General features: G+C 71.8%; 20 protein-coding genes and 1 pseudogene. 8 read left to right on the top strand and 13 right to left on the bottom strand.

The features are described 5' to 3' along the window. Positions 1–122 precede the first annotated feature (122 nt). The gene (locus ACF08M_RS05775; RefSeq protein ID WP_392183954.1) at positions 123–2,096 is read left to right on the top strand and encodes a helix-turn-helix domain-containing protein; all 1,974 of its coding nucleotides are present in this window, start codon (positions 123–125) and stop codon (positions 2,094–2,096) included. Between the two features lie 40 nt (positions 2,097–2,136). On the opposite strand, the gene ACF08M_RS05770 is transcribed toward ACF08M_RS05775, so the two are convergent. The 4 genes and pseudogenes from ACF08M_RS05770 to ACF08M_RS05755 form a co-directional block, all read right to left on the bottom strand. After that, a complete protein-coding gene (locus ACF08M_RS05770; RefSeq protein WP_392183953.1) occupies positions 2,137–3,021 on the bottom strand; it encodes an alpha/beta fold hydrolase in 885 nt (294 codons plus the stop codon). Further along, positions 3,018–3,236, bottom strand: a pseudogene (locus tag ACF08M_RS05765) (hypothetical protein); the annotation flags it as partial. The pseudogene ACF08M_RS05765 and the gene ACF08M_RS05770, both read right to left, overlap by 4 nt. A 193-nt stretch (positions 3,237–3,429) precedes the next feature. Next, on the bottom strand, positions 3,430–3,780 hold the full coding sequence (locus tag ACF08M_RS05760) for a DUF4190 domain-containing protein (RefSeq protein ID WP_392183952.1): 351 nt from the start codon (positions 3,778–3,780) through the stop codon (positions 3,430–3,432). Between the two features lie 102 nt (positions 3,781–3,882). After that, on the bottom strand, positions 3,883–4,494 hold the full coding sequence (locus ACF08M_RS05755) for a TetR family transcriptional regulator (protein WP_392183951.1): 612 nt from the start codon (positions 4,492–4,494) through the stop codon (positions 3,883–3,885). A 231-nt stretch (positions 4,495–4,725) separates the two neighbouring features. On the opposite strand from ACF08M_RS05755, the gene ACF08M_RS05750 reads away from it, so the two are divergent. The 7 genes from ACF08M_RS05750 to ACF08M_RS05720 all read left to right on the top strand — a co-directional run bounded on the left by ACF08M_RS05750 (position 4,726) and on the right by ACF08M_RS05720 (position 10,864). Further along, positions 4,726–6,057, top strand: coding sequence for a glycosyltransferase family 4 protein (locus tag ACF08M_RS05750; RefSeq protein ID WP_392183950.1), 1,332 nt, complete (start codon positions 4,726–4,728; stop codon positions 6,055–6,057). Positions 6,058–6,118: 61 nt separating this feature from the next. Continuing rightward, on the top strand, positions 6,119–6,883 hold the full coding sequence (locus ACF08M_RS05745) for a class I SAM-dependent methyltransferase (RefSeq protein WP_392183949.1): 765 nt from the start codon (positions 6,119–6,121) through the stop codon (positions 6,881–6,883). After that, on the top strand, positions 6,880–7,968 hold the full coding sequence (locus ACF08M_RS05740) for a prenyltransferase (protein WP_392183948.1): 1,089 nt from the start codon (positions 6,880–6,882) through the stop codon (positions 7,966–7,968). The genes ACF08M_RS05745 and ACF08M_RS05740 overlap by 4 nt, the downstream gene beginning before the upstream one ends. Positions 7,969–8,106: 138 nt before the next feature. Beyond that, entirely contained in the window at positions 8,107–8,256 is a 150-nt protein-coding gene (locus ACF08M_RS05735; protein ID WP_392183992.1) for a hypothetical protein, read from the top strand. Positions 8,257–8,297: 41 nt separating this feature from the next. Beyond that, positions 8,298–9,074 (top strand): maleylpyruvate isomerase family mycothiol-dependent enzyme, encoded by a 777-nt coding sequence (locus tag ACF08M_RS05730; protein ID WP_392183947.1) that lies wholly within the window; start codon positions 8,298–8,300, stop codon positions 9,072–9,074. 115 nt (positions 9,075–9,189) lie between these two features. Further along, positions 9,190–10,269, top strand: coding sequence for a PHP domain-containing protein (locus ACF08M_RS05725; RefSeq protein WP_392183946.1), 1,080 nt, complete (start codon positions 9,190–9,192; stop codon positions 10,267–10,269). A 4-nt stretch (positions 10,270–10,273) separates the two neighbouring features. Then, positions 10,274–10,864, top strand: coding sequence for a VOC family protein (locus ACF08M_RS05720; protein ID WP_392183945.1), 591 nt, complete (start codon positions 10,274–10,276; stop codon positions 10,862–10,864). A gap of 40 nt (positions 10,865–10,904) precedes the next feature. Here ACF08M_RS05720 and ACF08M_RS05715 read toward each other — a convergent pair whose 3' ends face one another. The 9 genes from ACF08M_RS05715 to ACF08M_RS05675 form a co-directional block, all read right to left on the bottom strand. Then, entirely contained in the window at positions 10,905–11,912 is a 1,008-nt protein-coding gene (locus ACF08M_RS05715) for an LLM class F420-dependent oxidoreductase (RefSeq protein WP_392183944.1), read from the bottom strand. Between the two features lie 123 nt (positions 11,913–12,035). Further along, positions 12,036–12,857 (bottom strand): hypothetical protein, encoded by an 822-nt coding sequence (locus ACF08M_RS05710; protein ID WP_392183943.1) that lies wholly within the window; start codon positions 12,855–12,857, stop codon positions 12,036–12,038. A 192-nt stretch (positions 12,858–13,049) separates the two neighbouring features. Next, on the bottom strand, positions 13,050–13,979 hold the full coding sequence (locus ACF08M_RS05705) for an N-acetylmuramoyl-L-alanine amidase (protein WP_392183942.1): 930 nt from the start codon (positions 13,977–13,979) through the stop codon (positions 13,050–13,052). Positions 13,980–14,014: 35 nt separating this feature from the next. After that, entirely contained in the window at positions 14,015–14,602 is a 588-nt protein-coding gene (locus ACF08M_RS05700) for a class I SAM-dependent methyltransferase (RefSeq protein WP_392183991.1), read from the bottom strand. A gap of 221 nt (positions 14,603–14,823) precedes the next feature. Beyond that, positions 14,824–15,282, bottom strand: coding sequence for a type II toxin-antitoxin system VapC family toxin (locus ACF08M_RS05695; RefSeq protein ID WP_392183941.1), 459 nt, complete (start codon positions 15,280–15,282; stop codon positions 14,824–14,826). After that, the gene (locus tag ACF08M_RS05690) at positions 15,272–15,541 is read right to left on the bottom strand and encodes a type II toxin-antitoxin system prevent-host-death family antitoxin (RefSeq protein WP_392183940.1); all 270 of its coding nucleotides are present in this window, start codon (positions 15,539–15,541) and stop codon (positions 15,272–15,274) included. The genes ACF08M_RS05695 and ACF08M_RS05690 overlap by 11 nt, the downstream gene beginning before the upstream one ends. 136 nt (positions 15,542–15,677) lie before the next feature. Continuing rightward, positions 15,678–17,006 (bottom strand): M20/M25/M40 family metallo-hydrolase, encoded by a 1,329-nt coding sequence (locus ACF08M_RS05685; protein ID WP_392183939.1) that lies wholly within the window; start codon positions 17,004–17,006, stop codon positions 15,678–15,680. Continuing rightward, positions 17,003–18,394, bottom strand: a complete 1,392-nt coding sequence (locus ACF08M_RS05680) for a cytosine permease (RefSeq protein WP_392183938.1) — start codon at positions 18,392–18,394, stop codon at positions 17,003–17,005. The genes ACF08M_RS05685 and ACF08M_RS05680 overlap by 4 nt, the downstream gene beginning before the upstream one ends. After that, positions 18,394–19,347, bottom strand: coding sequence for a DUF1177 domain-containing protein (locus ACF08M_RS05675; RefSeq protein ID WP_392183937.1), 954 nt, complete (start codon positions 19,345–19,347; stop codon positions 18,394–18,396). Before ACF08M_RS05675 ends, ACF08M_RS05680 begins: the two co-directional genes overlap by 1 nt. Positions 19,348–19,423: the final 76 nt, after the last annotated feature.

Below are 19,423 nucleotides of genomic sequence, written 5' to 3'. Positions count from 1 at the left end.
GAGTCCCGAACACCCACCGTCACCCTCGCCCCATGAACGGGACCCACACCCCCAAAACCGACAGCGCGGGATTGACGAACGACATAGAGGCACCCCCCGCCCCCTACGAACGCCGGTCGCCCATGTCTGAACCGCCCGCCTCCGCCGCGCCCCACCTGCGGCGCCTCCTCGATCTGCTGGCCGACGACGCCCCCGCCGAGGCGCTCGGCGCCGTCTCCTCGCAGGCGCGGGCCGACGGGGTGCCCGCGGGCGATCTGGCGGAGGTGGAGCGGGCCACCGCCACCGCCCTGCGGATCAGGGGCGCCCTGCGGCAGCACCGGCGCCGCGAGCTCCAGCTCACCGCGCTCTTCGACACGGCGGGCGATCTGGCCGCCTCCCGCGACCTGGACGAGGTGCTGAACGCCATCGTCCGCCGGGCCAGGATGCTGCTCGGTACCGACACCGCGTACCTCACGCTCCCCGACGAGGAGGCGGGGGACACCTATATGCGGGTCACCGACGGGTCGGTGTCGGTCCTCTTCCAACGGCTGCGGCTGGAGCTCGGCCATGGGCTCGGCGGTCTGGTGGCGCAGACCGCGAGCCCGTACGCCACCCCCGACTACCGCACCGACGACCGCTTCCACCACACGCGCAACATCAACGCCGGGGTGCTGGACGAGGGGCTCGTCGCCATCCTGGGCGTGCCCCTGCTCCTGGGCTCCAGCCGCGGCGGTACGGGAAAGGTCATCGGCGTCCTCTTCGCCGCCGACCGCGCCCCCCGCGTCTTCGGCCCCGACGAGGTCGCCCTGCTGTGCTCGCTCGCCGCACACGCCGCGATCGCCATCGACACCGCCCGCGCCCTCGACGACACCCGGTCCGCGCTGGACGAACTCGCCGGGGCCAATGCCGAGCTGGCCGAGGCCAACGCGGCCGTACGAGCCCATTCGGCGGCCATGCGGCGGGCCGAGGAGTCCCACGACCGGCTGACCGACCTGGTGCTGCGCGGCCGTGACGTCAAGGATGTTGCGGCGGCGGTCGCCGGGCTGCTGGACTCCCCGCTCACCATTCACGACCCGGGCGGGCGGCCCCTGGCGGCCGTCCGGCCCGACGGTACGGACTTCGCCGTCGACAGCATGGACGCCGGGTGGCTGGCCGAGACCGCCGAGGAGTCCCGCACGGGTGCCCGTGCCGTGCACCGCGACGGCCGCTGGATCTGCGCCGTGCTCGCCGGACGCGAACTCATGGCCGGCCTGGTCCTGCACCGGCGCCGGCAGCTCGACGACTCCGACCGGCGGTTGTTCGAGCGGGCCTCGGTGGTCACCGGACTTCTGCTGCTGCTGCGGCGCACCGTCGCCGAGACCGAGAACAGGATCCGCGGGGAGCTGATCACCGACCTGCTGACCGACACGGACCGCGACCCGGCCGGGCTCGCCGAACGCGGCCGGCGCCTCGGCATCGACCTCGACCGCCCGCATCTGCTGCTGGTGGCCGAGGGCACCCGGGAGCGGCTGGTCCCGGCCGCGATGCGCTACCTGTTCGGCGGGGAGATCCACGGGGTGAGCGCCGAACACCACGGGAACGTGGTGCTGCTGATCGACGCCGGTGACCCCGGCCCGGCCGCCGGTGACGCGGCGCGCGCGGCGGCGGCGCAGCTCGGTCAGCTCGTCCAGGCCCCCGTCACCGTCGCCGCCACCGGCCCGGCCCGCGGCGCCCGGGAGCTGGCCTCCGCATACGCGGAGGCCGCCCGCTGCCTGCGCGCCCTGCGGGTCCTGGGGCGCACCGGGGAGGGCGCGTGCGTCGAGGAACTCGGCTTCCTGGGGGTGGTGCTGGGCAACGCCCAGGACGTCGACGGCTTCGTCTCGGCCACGCTGGGGCCCCTGCTGGAGTACGACGCGCGGCGCGGCACGCACCTGGTGCGTACGCTCGGCGCCTATTTCGGGTCCGGGGGCAGCCTCATCCGTGCCAAGGACGAACTCCACGTGCACGTCAACACGGTGGTGCAGCGGCTGGACCGGGTGCAGGTGCTGCTGGGGCGGGACTGGAACGAGCCCGGACGGGCGCTGGAACTCCAACTGGCGCTGCGATTGCATGCGCTGGCGGGCGGCCGGGAGCAGTAGGGACCGTCCGGCCGCCCGGGTGCGTCCGGTACGCCCGCCCTCAGGCGCCGGACATGGCCAGCAGACGGTGCGCGATCTCCGTACCGCCCGCGTCACTCGTCAGCAGCGTGTAGTGGTTGACGTCCCGTACCGGTACCGGTGTCACCTCCGTGCCGTCGAGACCGGCCGCCGCCAGGCGGGCCTCGTCGTACAGGCCCTGCTCCTCGTTCATCAGGCCCCGCTGCGCCCACAGCAGCGTCGCCGGGGCCGGCAGTCTCCGTACCGCCATCAGCACCTCCTCGTCGAAGAGGCCGATGCCGTCGGTGCGCACCGCCTCGATCCGGCAGGTGGAGCGCATGGCGGGTTCGTCCCCGGTCAGATCGCGCTGGATGTACGCGTCCACCTCGGCCGACCAGGCGTCCGTGAACGCGGGGTGCGCCTGCCAGAAGGAGCGGTACGCCGCCCGGTCGGGAAAGGTCATCGACAGCCGGTCCATGGCCGGGCCGATCACGGCGGTCATCAGCTCGTCCGGGGAGAGATGGGTGGGGGCGGGGAAGCCGACGCCGCCGTCGACCAGCAGCAGCGGCCCGAACCGTTCCGGGTGGCGTACGGCGGCCAGCGCCGCCACGAACGCGCCCATCGAATGGCCCGCCAGCACCACCCGGCCCACCCCCAGGGCCTCGGTCAGGGCGGCGACGTCATCGGCGTGCCCGGCGATCCCGTACGGCCCCGGCAGGGCGGAACTCCCGGCCCGGCCGCGCAGGTCCGGGGCGATCAGGGTGACGCGGCCGTCCAGCAGCCTCGCCACCGGGCCCCAGGACAGTGCGTTGGCCGTGATGCCGTGCAGCGCGACGACGACCGGTGCGTCCGGTTCACGGGCCGGCCACCGGAGCACGGCCAACTCTCCCCCGGGCACGGGGACCTTTACCTCTTCGTACCGAATCACGGGCGTCCGTTCTCCTTCCGGGCCTTCCTGGCCGGGAGTGTTCCGGTGGTGGCGGCAGCGCGGCGGACCGCGGTCAGCCGGGACGGCAGCCGGGCCAGGCCGCCGGGCAGCAGGTGTACCACGGCCACGAACAGCACACCGAGCACGAACAGCGGCTGGGACAGCGGCACCCGCAGCACGGCGGGCAGCTCGGCGACCGCGCCCGACCCGGCCAGACTCGGCGTGTTCATGTGATGTCGCCGAACCGTATGAACACCCCGCCGCCGTCGACATGGTGCAGGGCACCCCACCTGGCACGGCACGCATGTGGGGCCGGCACATGGGCCGGGGCCGTGGGCCGCGCCCCCGGGACGGGATCCGGTCCCGGGGTGCGGTGCGCGCAGCGTCAGTGCCGTGGGCGGTGGCCCGTCACATGGCGCCGATCGCCTGGACCGTGGCCACGATGATGCCGAGCACGGCGAACGCGATGCCGACGCTGCCCATCACGATGCCGGCGACCGCCTGACCGCGGCCGCCGCCCTCGCCCCGGTCGGCCATGCGCCGGGCCGAGATGCCGAGGCACAGCGCGATGATCGGCAGGATGATCGGGATCAGCACCAGCCCGAGGATGCCGAGCACCATCGAGGCCGTCGCCTTGCCACTGGGCAGCGGGGCACCACCGGGGTACCCGTAGCCGGCCGGGGGCTGCGCGCCGTATCCCGGTCCGCCCGGGGCCTGCATCCCCGTCGCGCCGCTCGCACTGCCTGACTGGTCAGTCATGTCTTCCTCTCCGTCGATGAGTGTCATGATCATGATAGGGAGAGGTTTGTGGCGCTTTCGAACAGAGGGGTGAGGAACGGGTGAGGAAAGATCCGCGGTCCGTTACGGGGCGTCCCCGGGGGCCGTCACGTCGATCAGCCGGCACACCGTCTCGATGTCGATCTTCACCTGGGCGATCGACGCCCGCCCCGACAGCCAGGTGATCAGCGCGGAGTGCCAGGTGTGCTCGATGACCCGGACCGCGGACAGCTGCTCCGGCGTCGGATGCTCCAGGCCCATCGCGTCCAGGATGATCGCCGTCGTGATCCGCGAGACCGTGTCCACCTCCGGGCTGACGCTGCGGTCCGCGAAGGTCAGCGCCCGCACCATCGCGTCCGCCAGATGCGGTTCGCGCTGGAGTGCGCGGAACGCCCGCATCAGGGTGTCGGCGACCCGCTGCGCCGCGTCGTCCCCGGCCGGGGGGCGCTTGTGCAGCGTCGTGTGCAGGCGCTGGAGCTGGTCCTGCATGGTGGCGACCAGCAGATGGATCTTGGACGGGAAGTAGCGGTACAGCGTGCCCAGGGCGACCTCGGCCGCCTCCGCGACCTCGCGCATCTGGACCGCCTCGAACCCGCCCCGGCCGGCGAGCTGGGTGCTGGCGTGCAGGATGCGGCGGCGACGGGCCTCCTGCCGTTCCGTCAGGGGCGGCGATGCCGGCTTGGCTTCCGCTGTCATATGTCCCCATCCATGGCTTCTGGTCCGCAACCGGAGGGAGGCGCTCGGTCTCCCGGCGGCGCACAGCATGCCAGGGCGCCCGGTCGTGGCGCGAATCACCCGGTCCCGCCGTTGCACCGACGCTACCTGCCGGTAGATTCGTAGCTCATTGAACGATCCAGTCTGAAACTTGTTCTAGATTAGCGTGAGCGGTTACGCTCCGGCGAACACGCAGTGAGAAGGGGGCCGAGTGTGACCGCTGAGGCCGTAGAGACAGGCCCCCGCGCGGGCAGCGACGCGTTGGGCCCCTCCGGCGACCGTCCGTTGCGTATCGCACTCCTCACCTACAAGGGAAATCCTTTCTGCGGCGGCCAGGGCGTCTACGTGCGCCACCTCGGCCGCGAGCTCGCCCGTCTCGGCCACAGCGTCGAGGTGATCGGCGCCCAGCCCTATCCGGTGCTCGACGAGGGCGTCCCGCTCACCGAGCTGCCGAGCCTGGACCTCTACCGCCAGCCCGACCCGTTCCGTACCCCGAAGCGCGGCGAATACCGGGACTGGATCGACGCCGCCGAGGTCGCCACCATGTGGACCGGCGGCTTCCCGGAGCCGCTCACTTTCAGCCTCCGCGCCCGACGCCATCTCGCCGCCCGCCGCGGCGAGTTCGACATCATCCACGACAATCAGACGCTCGGCTACGGGCTGTTGGCGGAACTCGGTGCCCCACTTGTCACCACGATCCACCACCCCATCACGGTCGACCGGCAGTTGGACCTGGACGCCGCCGGGACCCGTCGCCGACGCGCCTCCATACGCCGCTGGTACGCCTTCACCCGCATGCAGAAGCGGGTCGCGCGCCGGCTGCCCTCCGTGCTCACCGTCTCCGGCTCCTCCCGGCAGGAGATCGTCGACCACCTCGGGGTGCGCGAGGACCGCATCCATGTGGTGCACATCGGCGCGGACACCGATCTGTGGTCGCCCGACCCGTCCGTCGCCGAGGTTCCCGGCCGGATCGTCACCACCTCCAGCGCCGACGTCCCGCTGAAGGGTCTCGTCCACCTCGTCGAGGCGCTCGCCGAGCTCCGCACCGAGAACCCGCGGGCGCACCTCGTGGTCGTCGGCAAGCGGGCCGAGGACGGACCGGTCGCGCAGGCCATCGAGCGGCACGGGCTCCAGGACGCCGTCCAGTTCGTCAAGGGCATCAGCGACGCCGAACTCGTCGACCTGGTGCGTGGCGCCCAGATCGCCTGCGTCCCCTCGCTGTACGAGGGCTTCTCGCTGCCGGCCGCCGAGGCCATGGCCACCGGCACCCCGCTGGTCGCCACCACGGGCGGCGCGATCCCCGAGGTCGCGGGCCCGGACGGCGAGACCTGCCTGGCCGTTCCGCCCGCCGACGCCGGGGCGCTGGCCGACGCGCTCGCCCGGCTGCTCGGCGACCCGGAACTGCGCGCCCGGCTCGGCGCCGCGGGCCGCGCCCGGGTGCTGTCCCGGTTCACCTGGAAGCAGGCCGCCCTCGGCACCGCCGCGCTGTACCGCGAGGCGATCGCCGCCCGCGCGGGCACCACGCGCCCCGGCGGCCGACGGTGACCCCGCAGTCCGCTCCCGCTGTCCCCGCCCCCTGACCCCTCGACCGCGAAAGCAGGCATCCGTGCTGACCGTGGACTTCACCCGCTTCCCGCTTGCCGCAGGTGACCGAGTGCTCGATCTGGGCTGCGGCGCCGGACGCCACGCCTTCGAGTGCTACCGGCGCGGCGCCCAGGTCGTGGCCCTCGACCGGAACGGCGAGGAGATCCGCGAGGTCGCGAAGTGGTTCGCGGCGATGAAGGAGGCCGGGGAGGCCCCCGAGGGCGCCACCGCCACCGCGATGGAGGGCGACGCGCTCAATCTGCCGTTCCCCGACGAGTCCTTCGATGTCGTGATCATCTCCGAGGTGATGGAGCACATCCCCGACGACAAGGGCGTGCTCGCCGAGATGGTCCGGGTGCTCAGGCCCGGCGGCCGGATCGCGGTCACCGTGCCGCGCTACGGCCCCGAGAAGGTCTGCTGGGCACTCTCCGACGCGTACCACGAGGTCGAGGGCGGCCACATCCGCATCTACAAGGCCGACGAACTGCTCGGCAAGATGCGCGGCGCCGGCCTCAAGCCGTACGGCACCCATCACGCCCATGCCCTGCACGCGCCGTACTGGTGGCTCAAGTGCGCGTTCGGCGTGGGCCGCGACGGCAAGGACGCAGCGCTGCCGGTCCGCGCCTACCACAAGCTGCTGGTCTGGGACATCATGAAGAAGCCGATGGCGACCCGGGTCGCCGAGCAGCTGCTCAACCCGGTCGTGGGCAAGAGCTTCGTGGCGTACGCGACCAAGCCGCACCTGCCCGTGGCCGCCGCCGAGGACCTCTCCAGGGCCGAGGCGTGACCACTCCCGAGCGGACCGAACACCTCGTACTGCCCGGAGTCCTCACCGCCGAGCAGGCCGCCGAGACCGTCGCCGCCCTCCTCGCCGCGCAGTGCGACGACGGCGCGCTGCCCTGGTTCCGCGGCCACCACCTCGACCCGTGGGACCACACCGAGGCCGCCATGGCCCTCGACGCGGCGGGCGAGCACGCCGCCGCGGAACGCGCCTACGACTGGCTGGCCCGGCACCAGAACGAGGACGGCTCCTGGTACGCCGCGTACCACGACGGCGACCCGGAACGGCCGACCGACCGGAGCCTGGAAACCAACTTCTGCGCGTACGTGGCCGTCGGCGTCTGGCACCACTACCTCGCCACCGGCGACGACGCGTTCGTCGACCGGATGTGGCCGACCGTCTACGCCGCCGTCGAATTCGTGCTGCGGCTCCAGCAGCCCGGCGGGCAGATCGGCTGGAAGCGCGAAGCCGACGGGAACCCCGTCGACGACGCCCTGCTGACCGGCTGCTCCTCCATCCACCAGGCGCTGCGCTGCGCACTCGCCATCGCCGAACGGCGCGAGGAGCCGCAGCCCGACTGGGAGTTGGCGACCGGCGCGCTGGCCCACGCGATCCGCAGCCACCCGGAACGCTTCCTCGACAAGAGCCGCTACTCGATGGACTGGTACTACCCGGTCCTCGGCGGCGCGCTCACCGGAGCGGCGGCCAAGGAGCGCATCGAGGAGGGCTGGGACCGCTTCGTGGTCCCCGGCCTCGGGGTGCGCTGTGTCCTGCCCAACCCGTGGGTGACCGGCGGTGAGAGCTGTGAACTCGCCCTGGCACTCTGGGTGGTGGGCGAGTCCGACCGGGCGCTGGAGATCCTCCAGTCCATCCAGCACCTGCGCGCCGAAGGCGGCATGTACTGGACGGGGTACGTCTTCGAGGGCAACCGGGCGTTCTGGCCGGAGGAGCTCACCACCTGGACCGCCGGTTCACTGCTGCTCGCGGTGGCCGCGCTCGGCGGCGACGAGGCGACCACGGCCGTCTTCAGCGGCGAGTACCTGCCGCACGGGCTGGAACCGGACTGCTGCGGCCCGGAGTCCGCCGGGTGACCCGGCCACCCGGTCAGAGGTCACCCGACAGGCTCTGAGCGGCAGACCGCCCAGCATCGGGCGAGCCTTACGGAGGGTGCCGGAAACGGTCACTCACCGTAGAGGTCGCCGTGAGGTGCCCGGCCAGGGAGGACCGCCGTGCCCAGTTCCGCCGCGAACGGTTCCATACCGCTCCGCAGCGACATCGGCGCCTTCGAGAGCGTGATCAACAACGTCAAGGACGCGGGCAGGAGCGCGGGCGCCGAGGTGACGGACAAGGTGCCCACCACCTCGCAACTCGGCGGATAACTGCTGGGGTTCCGGCTGTTGAACGAACTAGGGTGCGTCTCATGAGCGCACTCCCGCACGACCTCTACTGTGACGAAATCATCGGCCGCACCGACGCGTTGAGGGCGGCGATCAACGGTGCCGACCTCGGCGCGACCGTACCGACCTGCCCCGACTGGACCCTGCGCGATCTCGCCGTCCATGTCGGCGGCGCCCACCGCTGGGTGAGCGAGATCGTACGCACCCGGGCCACCGAAGCGGTCCCGTTCGAACGGGCGGGGGAGTCCGGGCCCGAGGGCGACGACCCCGCCGTGTTCGGTGCCTGGCTGGCGGACGGAGCGGCGGAGACCGCCGGGCTCCTGCGCGCGGCCGGCCCCGGCCAGAAGGTGTGGACCTGGGGATGGGAGCACAGCACGGGCTTCTGGGCGCGTCGCATGGCGCACGAGACGATCGTTCACCAGGCCGACGCGGCGCTCACCACGGGGGCCGGGTACGAGGTGGCTCCGGAGCTGGCCGCGGACACCATCGATGAGTGGCTGGAGATCGTCGCCTTCGCACGGTCCAGCGGCTTCGACGAGGACGCCGGGCTGACCGGCGCCGGACGCTCGATCCACCTGCACGCCACGGACGTGCCGGATGCCGAGTGGCTGATCGAGCTCGGCGCGGACGGCTTCAGCTGGCGGCGCGCCCACGAGAAGGCGACGGTGTCCCTGCGGGGCCCGCTCACCGACGTCATGCTGGTCTTCAACCGGCGCCTCGCGACGGACAGCGGCCGCGTCGAGGTGCTGGGGGACTCGGAGCTGCTGGACCTCTGGCTGGAGCGCGCCACCTTCGGCTGAGCGCGTACCGGCTACCGCCCGCTGTGCGCTCCGCGTCCGCTGTGCGGGCGGGGCTGTGCTGAGCCAAGCTGGAAGGGACAGTCCGTCGTGTCCGGCGGCCCCGGTGGAGGTGCCGATGGAGCCCGTCCGCGCCCTGAAACGGGTCGCCTTCCTGCTGGAACGCGGCAGGGCCGGCACCTACCGCGTCCAGGCGTTCCGCGCGGCCGCCGACGCGGTGGCGGCGATGGCGGACGGCGAGGCCGCACGGCGGGCGGCGGACGGCTCACTGGAGTCGGTCAAGGGCATCGGGCCGAAGACCGGGCAGGTGATCCGCGAGGCGGTGGCCGGGGAAGTGCCCGGCTACCTGGAGCGGCTGGAGGAGGAGGCCGCCGCCGCCCCGCTCCCCGAGGGCGGCGGCCTCCTCCTCGCGTTGCTGCGCGGCGACTGCCATCTGCACTCCGACTGGTCGGACGGCGGCAGCCCGATCGAGGAGATGGGCCGCATTGCGGCGGAGCTGGGCCATGAATGGGCGGTCCTCACCGACCACTCACCCCGGCTGAGCGTGGCGAACGGGCTCTCCCCGGAGCGGCTGCGCCGCCAGCTGGATGTGATCGCCGGACTCAACAGGCAGTGGGCACCGTTCCGGCTGCTCACCGGCATCGAGTGCGACATCCTCCCCGACGGCTCCCTCGACCAGGAGGAGGAGCTGCTGGAACAGCTGGACGTCGTCGTGGTCTCCGCGCACTCCGCACTGCGGATGGACCCCGCCCCGATGACGCGGCGCCTGCTCGCGGCCGTCCGCCACCCGCGGGCGAACGTCCTCGGGCACTGCACCGGGCGGCTGCTCACCGGCCGGGGCCGCCCGGAATCGCGGTTCGACGCGGACGAGGTCTTCGCCGCGTGCGCGGCGGCGGGCACGGCGGTGGAGATCAACAGCCGTCCCGAACGGCTCGACCCGCCCCGCCGGCTGCTGCGCCGCGCCGTCGACGCGGGCACCCTGTTCGCCATCGACACCGACGCACACGCGCCGGGACAGCTGGACTGGCAGATCCACGGCTGCGCCCGCGCCGAGGAATGCCACGTCCCGGCGGAACGCGTGGTCACCACATGGCCGGCCGGCGAGCTGCTGGCCTGGTCGCGCGGGGGTACGACCCCGGAGCGGGCCCGCTCCGGGGCGGACGGGGCGGTCGGAGCGGCCCCGGGACGGGAGCGGTGAAGCCATGACGGCCACAAGCGTGCGAGGGATCGACCACATCGGGGTCACAGTCCCCGATCTGGAGACCGCGACCCTCTTCCTCGTCAGGGCGTTCGGCGCCGAGGTGCTGTACGACGTCCTGCGCCGCCAGGACGGGCCGCGCGCAGGACTGGACGTCGAGCGCCGGCTCGGTGTCCCGGCGGGCACCCAGCAGCTGGCGGTCCGGATGCTGGCCCTCCCCGGCGACGGTCCGGGCATCGAGCTGTTCGAGTTCGAGGGACCCCGCCGGGAACCTCCGGTGCGGCCCTGCGACTTCGGCTGGCAGCATGTGGCGCTCTACGCGGACGATCTGGACGCGGCCGTACGGAACTGTGTCGCCGCGGGCGCCTTGCTGCTCGCCGAGGCGGAACCGCTGCCGGGCCCCGAGGCGGGGGAGCGCAACCGGTTCGCGTATCTGCGCACCCCGTGGGGCAGCACCCTGGAACTCCTGACCTACCCCGACCCCCAGCCCTGGGAGCGCACCGCGACACGACGGCGCGTACGCCCCGCCCCGGTCGCCACCGGAGCCTGGCCGGCGGACCCGGCCAGACCGGCATCCCGGGTGGCGAACCTGTAGGGCGCCGCGCGCTGATCCACCAGGGATTGCGGGACAGCCCTCAGTTGAGTTCCGCGAGTACCCGCAGGGTGTGCGGGTCCGGCGCCGTCACCAGCAGATCGGTCACCGGTCCCTTGCGCCACAACTCCAGCCGTTCCGCGATGCGTCGACGGGGTCCGACGAGCGAGATCTCATCGGCGAACGCATCCGGCACGGCCAGCACGGCCTCCTCCTTGCGCCCTTCGAGGAAGAGCTGCTGGATCCGCCGCGCCTCCTCCTCGAAACCCATCCGTGCCATCAGATCGGCATGGAAGTTACGGGCCGCGTGTCCCATGCCCCCGATGTAGAAGCCGAGCATCGCCTTCACCGGCAGCAGCCCCTCGGCGACGTCGTCGCAGACCCGGGCGCGGGCCATCGGCGCGATCATGAATCCGTCGGGCAGGTCCGTGAGCGACGCCTCGTACACGTCGGTGCGCAGCGGCGACCAGTACAGCGGCAGCCAGCCGTCGGCGATCCGTGTCGTCTGCGCAATGTTCTTCGGCCCCTCCGCCCCGAGCAGCACGGGCAGCCGGGCCCGCAGCGGATGGGTGATCGGTTTCAGCGGCTTGCCCAGACCGGTGCCGTCCGGGCCGTCGTACGGGTGGGAGTGGAAGCGCCCGGCCAGCTCCACGGGGGCCTCGCGGCCGAGCACTTGGCGGATGACGTCGACGTACTCGCGGGTGGCGGTCAGCGGGCTCCTCGGGAACGGCCGCCCGTACCAGCCCTCCACCACCTGCGGCCCGGACAGCCCCAGGCCGAGCATCATCCGGCCGCCGGAGAGATGGTCGAGGGTGAGGGCGTGCATCGCGGTCGCGGTCGGGGTGCGCGCCGCCATCTGCGCGATGCCGGTGCCCAGCCGGATCCGGGAGGTGTGCGCGGCGATCCAGGTCAGCGGGGTGAAGGCGTCGGACCCCCAGGCCTCCGCCGTCCACACCGACGCGTACCCCAGCGCCTCCGCCTCCCGGGCGAGCTCCAGGTGGGCGGGGTCCGGGCCGCGGCCCCAGTAGCCGAGCGCGAGTCCGAGCCGCATTCCGCTCCCTCCCAGCCTATCTGACGAGGCGTCAGATATCTGACGCACGGACGGAGAGTACGACAGCGGCCCCCCGCCCGGAAAGGGGCGGGGGGCCGCTGTTCGTTCTGCGGGGGCGTGGACTCAGCCGCGCTGGATGCCCGTGCTGTCCTGGAGCACGCCGCGCCGGCCGTCCTGGGTCTGGGCGATGAGCGCGGAACCACGCTGCTCCACCGCGAGGTACCAGGTGCCGGGCGCCAGTTCGGCGATCGGGGACGGCGAACCGTCCTCCCCGTACAGCGGGCGGGCCACCGGCACCGCGAACCAGAACGGCGTGAAGTCACCGGCCGGGGCACCGGCCGCCGGGGCCGGCTGGGTCTGCTGCGGCTGCGGCTGGCCGACCTGCGGCTGCGCACCGTACGGCTGCTGCTGACCCGGCTGCGTACCGTACGGCTGCTGCTGGGCGCCGGGGTAGCCGTAGCCCTGGCCGGGCTGCTGCTGGCCGCCGTACGGCGACTGCACGGCCTGCGGACGCGGGGCGCCCATCAGCGGAGCCTTGAGCGCGGGGACCAGCGGGGTGGCGACCGCGCCGCCCGCGAGCACGATGGACCCGAGCAGGCCGAGGATCATTCCGGCGCCGGCTTTGCTGGAGTCGATCGTCGTCCAGAATGCCGTCCACAGCGCGAAGACGCAGAAGGCGGTTCCGAATTGACCGAGGTCGAGTCCGACGACCTTGCGGCTCGGCATCGCGCGGCCCACGACGACGAGCGCCGCGCCGATGATTCCGGCCAGGAAGACGCTCATGAGAAGCCCGAGGGTGTCCCAGGCGTTCGGTGCGCTGTAGTTGGAGCAGTTGAGGCCCGCAGGGCAGTCGAAGCCGGAGAGGTCGAGGAAAGAGGCGATGAACAGCACCACCGCTGCTCCGATCACCACGCCGTCGCCTCGAGTGAGGGAGCGGATATTCACGTGAAGGTCCTTAGTCGGTCGTCTCGTCGGGGCGGTCGTCGCTGCCGCCTGTAGGGGTACGGCGGGCGCGGCGCGAAGCTGGGGGGCGGCTCTCCATGGTACGGATGAATCTATCGTCTGCCCGGGCGGGTTGTGTCCCTGCCCGGACCTCGGACGCGCTTCCCCTCAATTTCGCCTCAGAACTACCTCCTGCTACCCCTTCAGGTAGCTGCTGATGCCATCGGCGATGCCCTGCGCCGCCTTCTGGCGCCATCCCGCGCTGGTGAGCAGGGCGGCGTCCTTCGGATCACGCATATTGCCGCATTCGATGAAGACTTTGGGCACGGTCGACAAATTCAGTCCGCCCAGATCCTTACGGGTGTCCAATCCGCTATTGCCGCCGACGTAATTGGAAGGCGCACTTCCGGTATCGCGGGCGAAGAGGCCGGCGATCCGGGTGCCGAGATCGCGCGACGGCTCGACGATCTTCGAGGTGTCCGCCGTCCCGCCCCGTACCAGTCCGGGAAGGATCACATGGAAGCCGCGGTTGCCGACCGCGGAACCGTCCGCGTGCACCGAGACCACCGCATCCGCCCCGGCCTCGTTGCCGGTCCTGGCGCGCTCGTCGATACAGGGCCCGTACGGGCGGTCGTTGTCGTACGTCAGCACGACCTTCGCGCCCTGCTTCTGGAGGAGGGCGCGCATCCGGTGCGACACGTCGAGGGTGAACCGGGCTTCCGCGTAACCGGAGTTGGTCGATGTCCCGGTGGTGTCGCACTCCTTGCGGGTGGTGCCGATGTCCACCTGGCGGTTGATCTCACGGGTGTGCAGATGGTTGTCCGGGTTGTGCCCGGGGTCGATGACGACGGTCTTCCCGGACAGCGGACCGGTGGCCCGGCCGCCCGTGGGCTTCGAGGGCTTCGCGGACGGGGCGGGGGAGGAGGCCGTCTTCTCCGGCCCGGGGGAGCTCTTCGACGGCGGCGCGGCGGAGGTGCCGCCGCCGCCCTGCCGGGGCAGGGCCTGCGACCCGCCGTCATCGCCCGCGCCGCAGCCCGCGGCGGTCAGGGTCACGGCTGCGAGCACGGCGGCGGCGAGCAGGGGCCGGCGGCGTGGTGTGGGGGGAACGCTCTCGTCGTACGGCACCCTGCGATGCTATCGGGGCGGTCGGACGCCCCGCCTCAGATACCCGTGCCCGTGCGCCGCAGCACCCGCAGCGACTCGGTGACCGACACCTCGGTGAACGCGCCGGAGGCCAGCGCCCGCAGATAGATCCGGTACGGGGCCTGGCCGCCGTGCGCCGGGTCCGGGAACACGTCGTGGATCACCAGCAGCCCGCCCTCGGCGACATGCGGCGCCCAGCCCTCGTAGTCGCCGTTCGCGTGCTCATCGGTGTGCCCGCCGTCGATGAAGACGAGGCCCAGCTTCCCGCCCCACACGGCCGCGACCTGCGGGGACCGCCCGACCATCGCCACGACGTGGTCCTCCAGCCCCGCCGCGTGCAGGGTCCGGCGGAACGTCGGCAGCGTGTCCATCCGGCCGACCTCCGGATCCACCACGCTCGGGTCGTGGTACTCCCAGCCCGGCTGCTGCTCCTCGCTGCCGCGGTGGTGGTCGACGGTGAGCGCCGTCACGCCCGCCGCCCGGGCGGCATCGGCGAGCAGGATCGTGGAGCGCCCGCAGTACGTCCCGACCTCAAGGACCGGCAGCCCCAGCGCGGCCCCCTCGACGGCGGCCCGGTACAGTGCCAGCCCCTCGACCACCGGCATGAAGCCCTTGGCGGCCTGGAAGGCGGCGAGACTCTCGGGCGACGGCCCGGCAATCTCCGGCGACGGCTCGGCGACGGACTCGGCGGGCACGGGTTCCTCCTGGTGGCATCGGTTCTGCGGGGTACGCGTTCGACGGCGCCCCATCGTGCCGTACGCCCCCGCCGCGGGTGTCGGCGGGGGCGTACGAGGGGTGAGCCCGGGTCGGGGTGTATTCAGGCGGCCTACCGGTCGTGGAGCACCTGCGGCCGGGTCACGGGGACAACCGTGAGCAGATCGTCCAGTCCCTTGAAATCATCGGGGTTCGTGGTGAAGAGGGGGAGTTCCTCGGCGATGGCGATGGACGCGATCATCAAGTCGGCCATCCGGCGCCGCGGCTTGCGGCCGGCGCCGATCACGGCAGCGCAGACCCTGCCGTAGATGCGGGCTGCCTCGGCATCGAAGGGGATCGGGTCGAACTCGTTCTCGGCACGCTGGAGGATGTCCAGCCGACGGGCTCGCTCGGCGTACTCGTCGTAGTCGTCCTGCTCTTCGTTCCGCCGGACTTCGTGGGGGCCCGCAGAGAGCTCGGCCAGCGTGACGGCGCTGATCGCCACTTCGGCGGGGAGTTCCTCGGGATCCACCCATCTGCGAAGAATCATGATGTTGGTGTCGAGCAGTCCCTGTTCGTACTCAGCGGGCATACGGGTCGTCCAGCCTCTGCTCGGCGGTGGTGTCCTGATCCGCCCGGAAGGCGTCCAACGAGATGTCGGAAGCGGTGCGGGACATGGCGGCGAACTCGCCGCGCGGGACGAACCGCCTGCGTCGGCGCAGCGGTACCAACTCGCCGATGCGGTGTCCGTCCCGGGTGACGGTGAATGCCTGCCCGCCCTGGACGGCGTCCATGATTTCTTTGGACCTGTTGCGCAGGTCGCGTTGCGTGATCTCCTGCTGCGCTGTCATGGCATCCACGGTAGCGTCAGGTGCCATGGGGTGCCACCAGGTGCTACGCCCTGAGGGTGCGGCCCGGCCACGGGCGGGCCGCACCCTTCGGTGAGCCCGGGCCGGGGCGCCACCTGGCAGGGCTGCGATGTGGAGGTCAGCAGCTCTGCCAGAGTCGGGTCATGACGCGGACGCCGAAGCGCAGGCCCTCCAGCGGGACGCGCTCGTCCACGCCGTGGAAGAGCCGGCCGTAGTCCAGGTCGTGCGGGAGCTTGAGGCCCTTGAAGCCGAAGCAGCGGATGCCGAGGTGGGTGAAGGCCTTGGCGTCGGTGCCGCCGGGGTTGCAGTACGGGACCGGGTGGCCGTCCGGGTCCTCGGCGCGTACGGCCTCGCACATGGCGTCGACCAGCGGGCCGTCGAACGTCGTCTCCATCGCGATGTCGTGGTTGACCCACTCGCGGCCGACCGACGGGAGGAGGAGCCGGTCGATCGTGTCGATCAGCTCCTGCTCGTGGCCGGGCAGAAAGCGGCCGTCCACCCGGGCGGTCGCCTTTCCGGGGATGACGTTGGTCTGGTAGCCCGCGTGGAACATGGTGGGGTTCGCGGAGTTGCGGAGCACCACCTGCATGAAGTCGGCGACCGGGCCCAGCCGCTCCAGGCTGCCCTCGATGTCGTTCTCGTCGAACTCGACGCCGTAGAGGCGGGCGGCCTCTTCGAGCAGGGCGCGGACCGGTTCGATCAGACGGATCGGGAAGGTCTCGCGGCCGATGCGGGCCAGCGATTCGGCGAGGTCGGTGACCGCGTTCTCGTCGTTGGGGGACGAGCCGTGGCCGGCCCGGCCGGTGGCGGTGAGCTCCATCCAGGCCATGCCGCGCTGGGCGTTCTCGATCGGGTAGAGGCGACGGGTGCCGTCGATCGCGAAGGAGAAGCCGCCGCCCTCCCCGATCGCCTCGGTGACCCCGAAGAAGAGCTCGGGGCGGTGCTCGACCAGCCAGTGGGCGCCGAACTTGCCGCCCGCCTCCTCGTCGGCGAGGAAGGCGAGGACCAGGTCGCGGGACGGCTTGGTGCCGGTACGGGCGAAGTGGCGGGCGGTGGCCAGCATGACGGCCACCGTGTCCTTCATGTCGATCGCGCCGCGGCCCCAGAGGTAGCCGTCGCGGATCTCGCCGGAGAACGGCGGTACCTGCCACTCGGAGGCGTCGGCCGGGACCACGTCCAGATGGCCGTGGACCAGCAGGGCGCCGCGCTCCGGATCGCTGCCCGCGATCCGGGCGATGACGCTGGCGCGGCCAGGGGCGGACTCGACCAGTTCGGAGTCGATGCCCACCTCGGAGAGGCGGCCCACCACCCAGTCGGCGGCGGCGCGTTCGTCGCTGGTGGGGTTGGAGGTGTCGAACCTGATCAGTTCGGCGCAGAGTTCGATGACCTCGTCCTGGGCCTCGACGGAGGCCGGGACGAGAGCGGCGGTGGGGTCGGAGGTGGTCATGCTGCTCCCACAGGGGTTGTCGCACGGGCGGCGGGGGCGGCGGTGTCGCCCTCGTCGTCCAGGGTGGAGGTGCCGTACGGCTTCACCCAGCCCAGCAGACCGAGGACGCTGTACAGGATGAAGGCCGTGGCCAGCGAGTTCAGGGCCGGGATGCCGCCGTCGTAGAACTTGCCGACACAGAACGCCGCGATCCAGATGGCGATGGACATCGGTACCCAGGTCGGTGAGGAGTTCGGCAGGGTCTCCGACTCCCGGGTCTCGTCCAGGGGCTTGCGCATCTTCTTCACGACCCAGTACTCGGCCACGATGATGCCGCCGATCGGCGGGATGGCGACGCCCAGGACGGAGAGGAACTCGGTGAAGTGGGTCATGATCCCGACCGCGGACAGGGCCGTGCCCGCGACGCCGAGGACGATCGTGACCGCGCCGCGGTGCAGCCGCTTGCCGAAGACGACCTGGAAGAAGTTGACGACGCCGAGCGAGGAGCCGTACAGGTTCCAGTCGTTGATCTTGGCGGTGGACATCAGGACCACGATGACGCCGAAGGCGCCGGAGGTGGAGAGCACGATGTGCGAGACCTCGTTGCTCTTCACCAGGTGGCCGAGCAGCACACCGGTCAGGCCGACGATGTACTCGGAGAGGATCATCGACGAGGCGCTCTGCAGGAAGACGTGCGAGCTCTTGCGGTTGTACCGGGTCATCTCCGGGGACACGATCGCGCCGGTCATGTAACCGCCCGCGATGGCGGTGGCGGCGACGGCCAGCGGGATCGTCTGGCCGGGCGGCGGCGAGTGGATCAGCTCGCTGAGCGAGTGGTCCTTCAGCGTCGAGACGATTGACCAGGCGACCATCGCGAAGAAGAGCGGTGTGACGATCTTGGCGAAGACGGCCATGTACCTGAAGCCGAAGATCACCAGGGCGGTGATGGCGATGCCGGCCAGCACGCACCACATCCAGGACGGGCCGCCGACCAGCGCCGAGACGCTGTTGCCGAAGATCGTGTTCTGGACGCCGAACCAGCCGACCAGACTGACCGCGATGACGAAGCTGACCAGTGCCGAGCCGTTGCGGCCGAAGCCGACCCAGCGGGTCAGCATCGGGGTCGCCAGGCCCTCGCGCATCCCGGCCAGACCGATCGCGAAGATCACGATCTCCAGGATCACCGCGCCGAGCGTGAAGGCGAGGAAGGCGTCGCCGAAGGTCATGCCGACACCGATGGTGGCACCGAGGGTGAACTGCGAGATCGAGCCGGACTGGGCCAGCCACTGGAGCAGCATGGACCAGAAACCGAACCGCTTGTCACGGGGGACGCGGGATAGCGCGTAGTCGTCGCTGCCGATGCTCTTGGTCTCGTGGGCCACGGCCTCGGCCTGCGGGGCGGCTGCCATCAGGACTCCTGGGGTGTACGGCCGAGGGTCTGGAGGTGAGCCAGCGACCCGTAGCGGTTGACGAGGTTGCCGAACTCCACCGCGTCGTGGAAGTCCAGATGGCCACTGCCGTAGGCCTTGGCGACCTCCACGGCGTAGCGGGCGGCGGACGCGATGTCCGTCTCGTGGCTCGCGCCCGTACCGCAGCCCGGCACCGCGGCGGCCGAGGTGATGGCCAGGCCGACGACCGGGGCGGCCGTCGCGGTGGCGGGCTGCAGGATCGAATTGATGTGGTGTGCACCGTTACCGTACGGGGTGATGTCCTGCGTGGTCACCGGGTACGTGACCAACGGCTCACCGGTCACCACGGCGAGCAGTTCGCCGAGCTGCTCGCTGACCCGGAGCACCCAGCCCTCCTTGACGGTGGGCGACAGGGCGAGGCCCTTGTGGTTGATGATGCGGTTGCCCTTGGTGGTGTCGATGGAGAGCACGGCCTCCATCTCGCCGGTCACCTCGTGGCGGTTCATGGTGGCGATGTCCACGGGCGAGCCCATGAACGGCACCGGGTCGTGCGGCTCGGTCGGCGCGTCCGGGCAGATATGGGTGGCGACGATCACATCGCCGGGCAGCACATCGCCGCGGCGGCGCATGTCGAGCAGCTTGGCGGCGGTGGCGATCGCGGAGACCGCGCCGTCGGCGTCGGAGACCATGCCGGTCACCTCGGGCCGGGCGCCGATGCCGCCGAGCCGGCCCACCACGCCCAGCGTGCGGGCACTGCCTCCGGATGTACGTCCCCGGGAGCCGGGGATGCGGACCATCACGAAGTCCGTCGAGCCCTGCTCGCCGGTGACCGTGGTGACCTGCGCGGACGAACCCTCCCTCCCGCTCACGGAGTCGAGGTACTCGGCGACCGTCTTGCCATTGACCTGGGGATCGTCCAACAGCTCGACGATGTCCAGCACGTACTTCAACATGGGGGGCCTTTCTCACTCATCCGGACACCCGGGGCGGCGCAGTCCGGGCACCCGGGCCGAGGTGCCCGACGGGGGA

It is taken from the genome of Streptomyces sp. NPDC015032 (genome assembly GCF_043080425.1).
Classification (GTDB): Bacteria; Actinomycetota; Actinomycetes; order Streptomycetales; family Streptomycetaceae; genus Streptomyces.
This window is presented reverse-complemented; position numbering and strand designations above follow the sequence as displayed.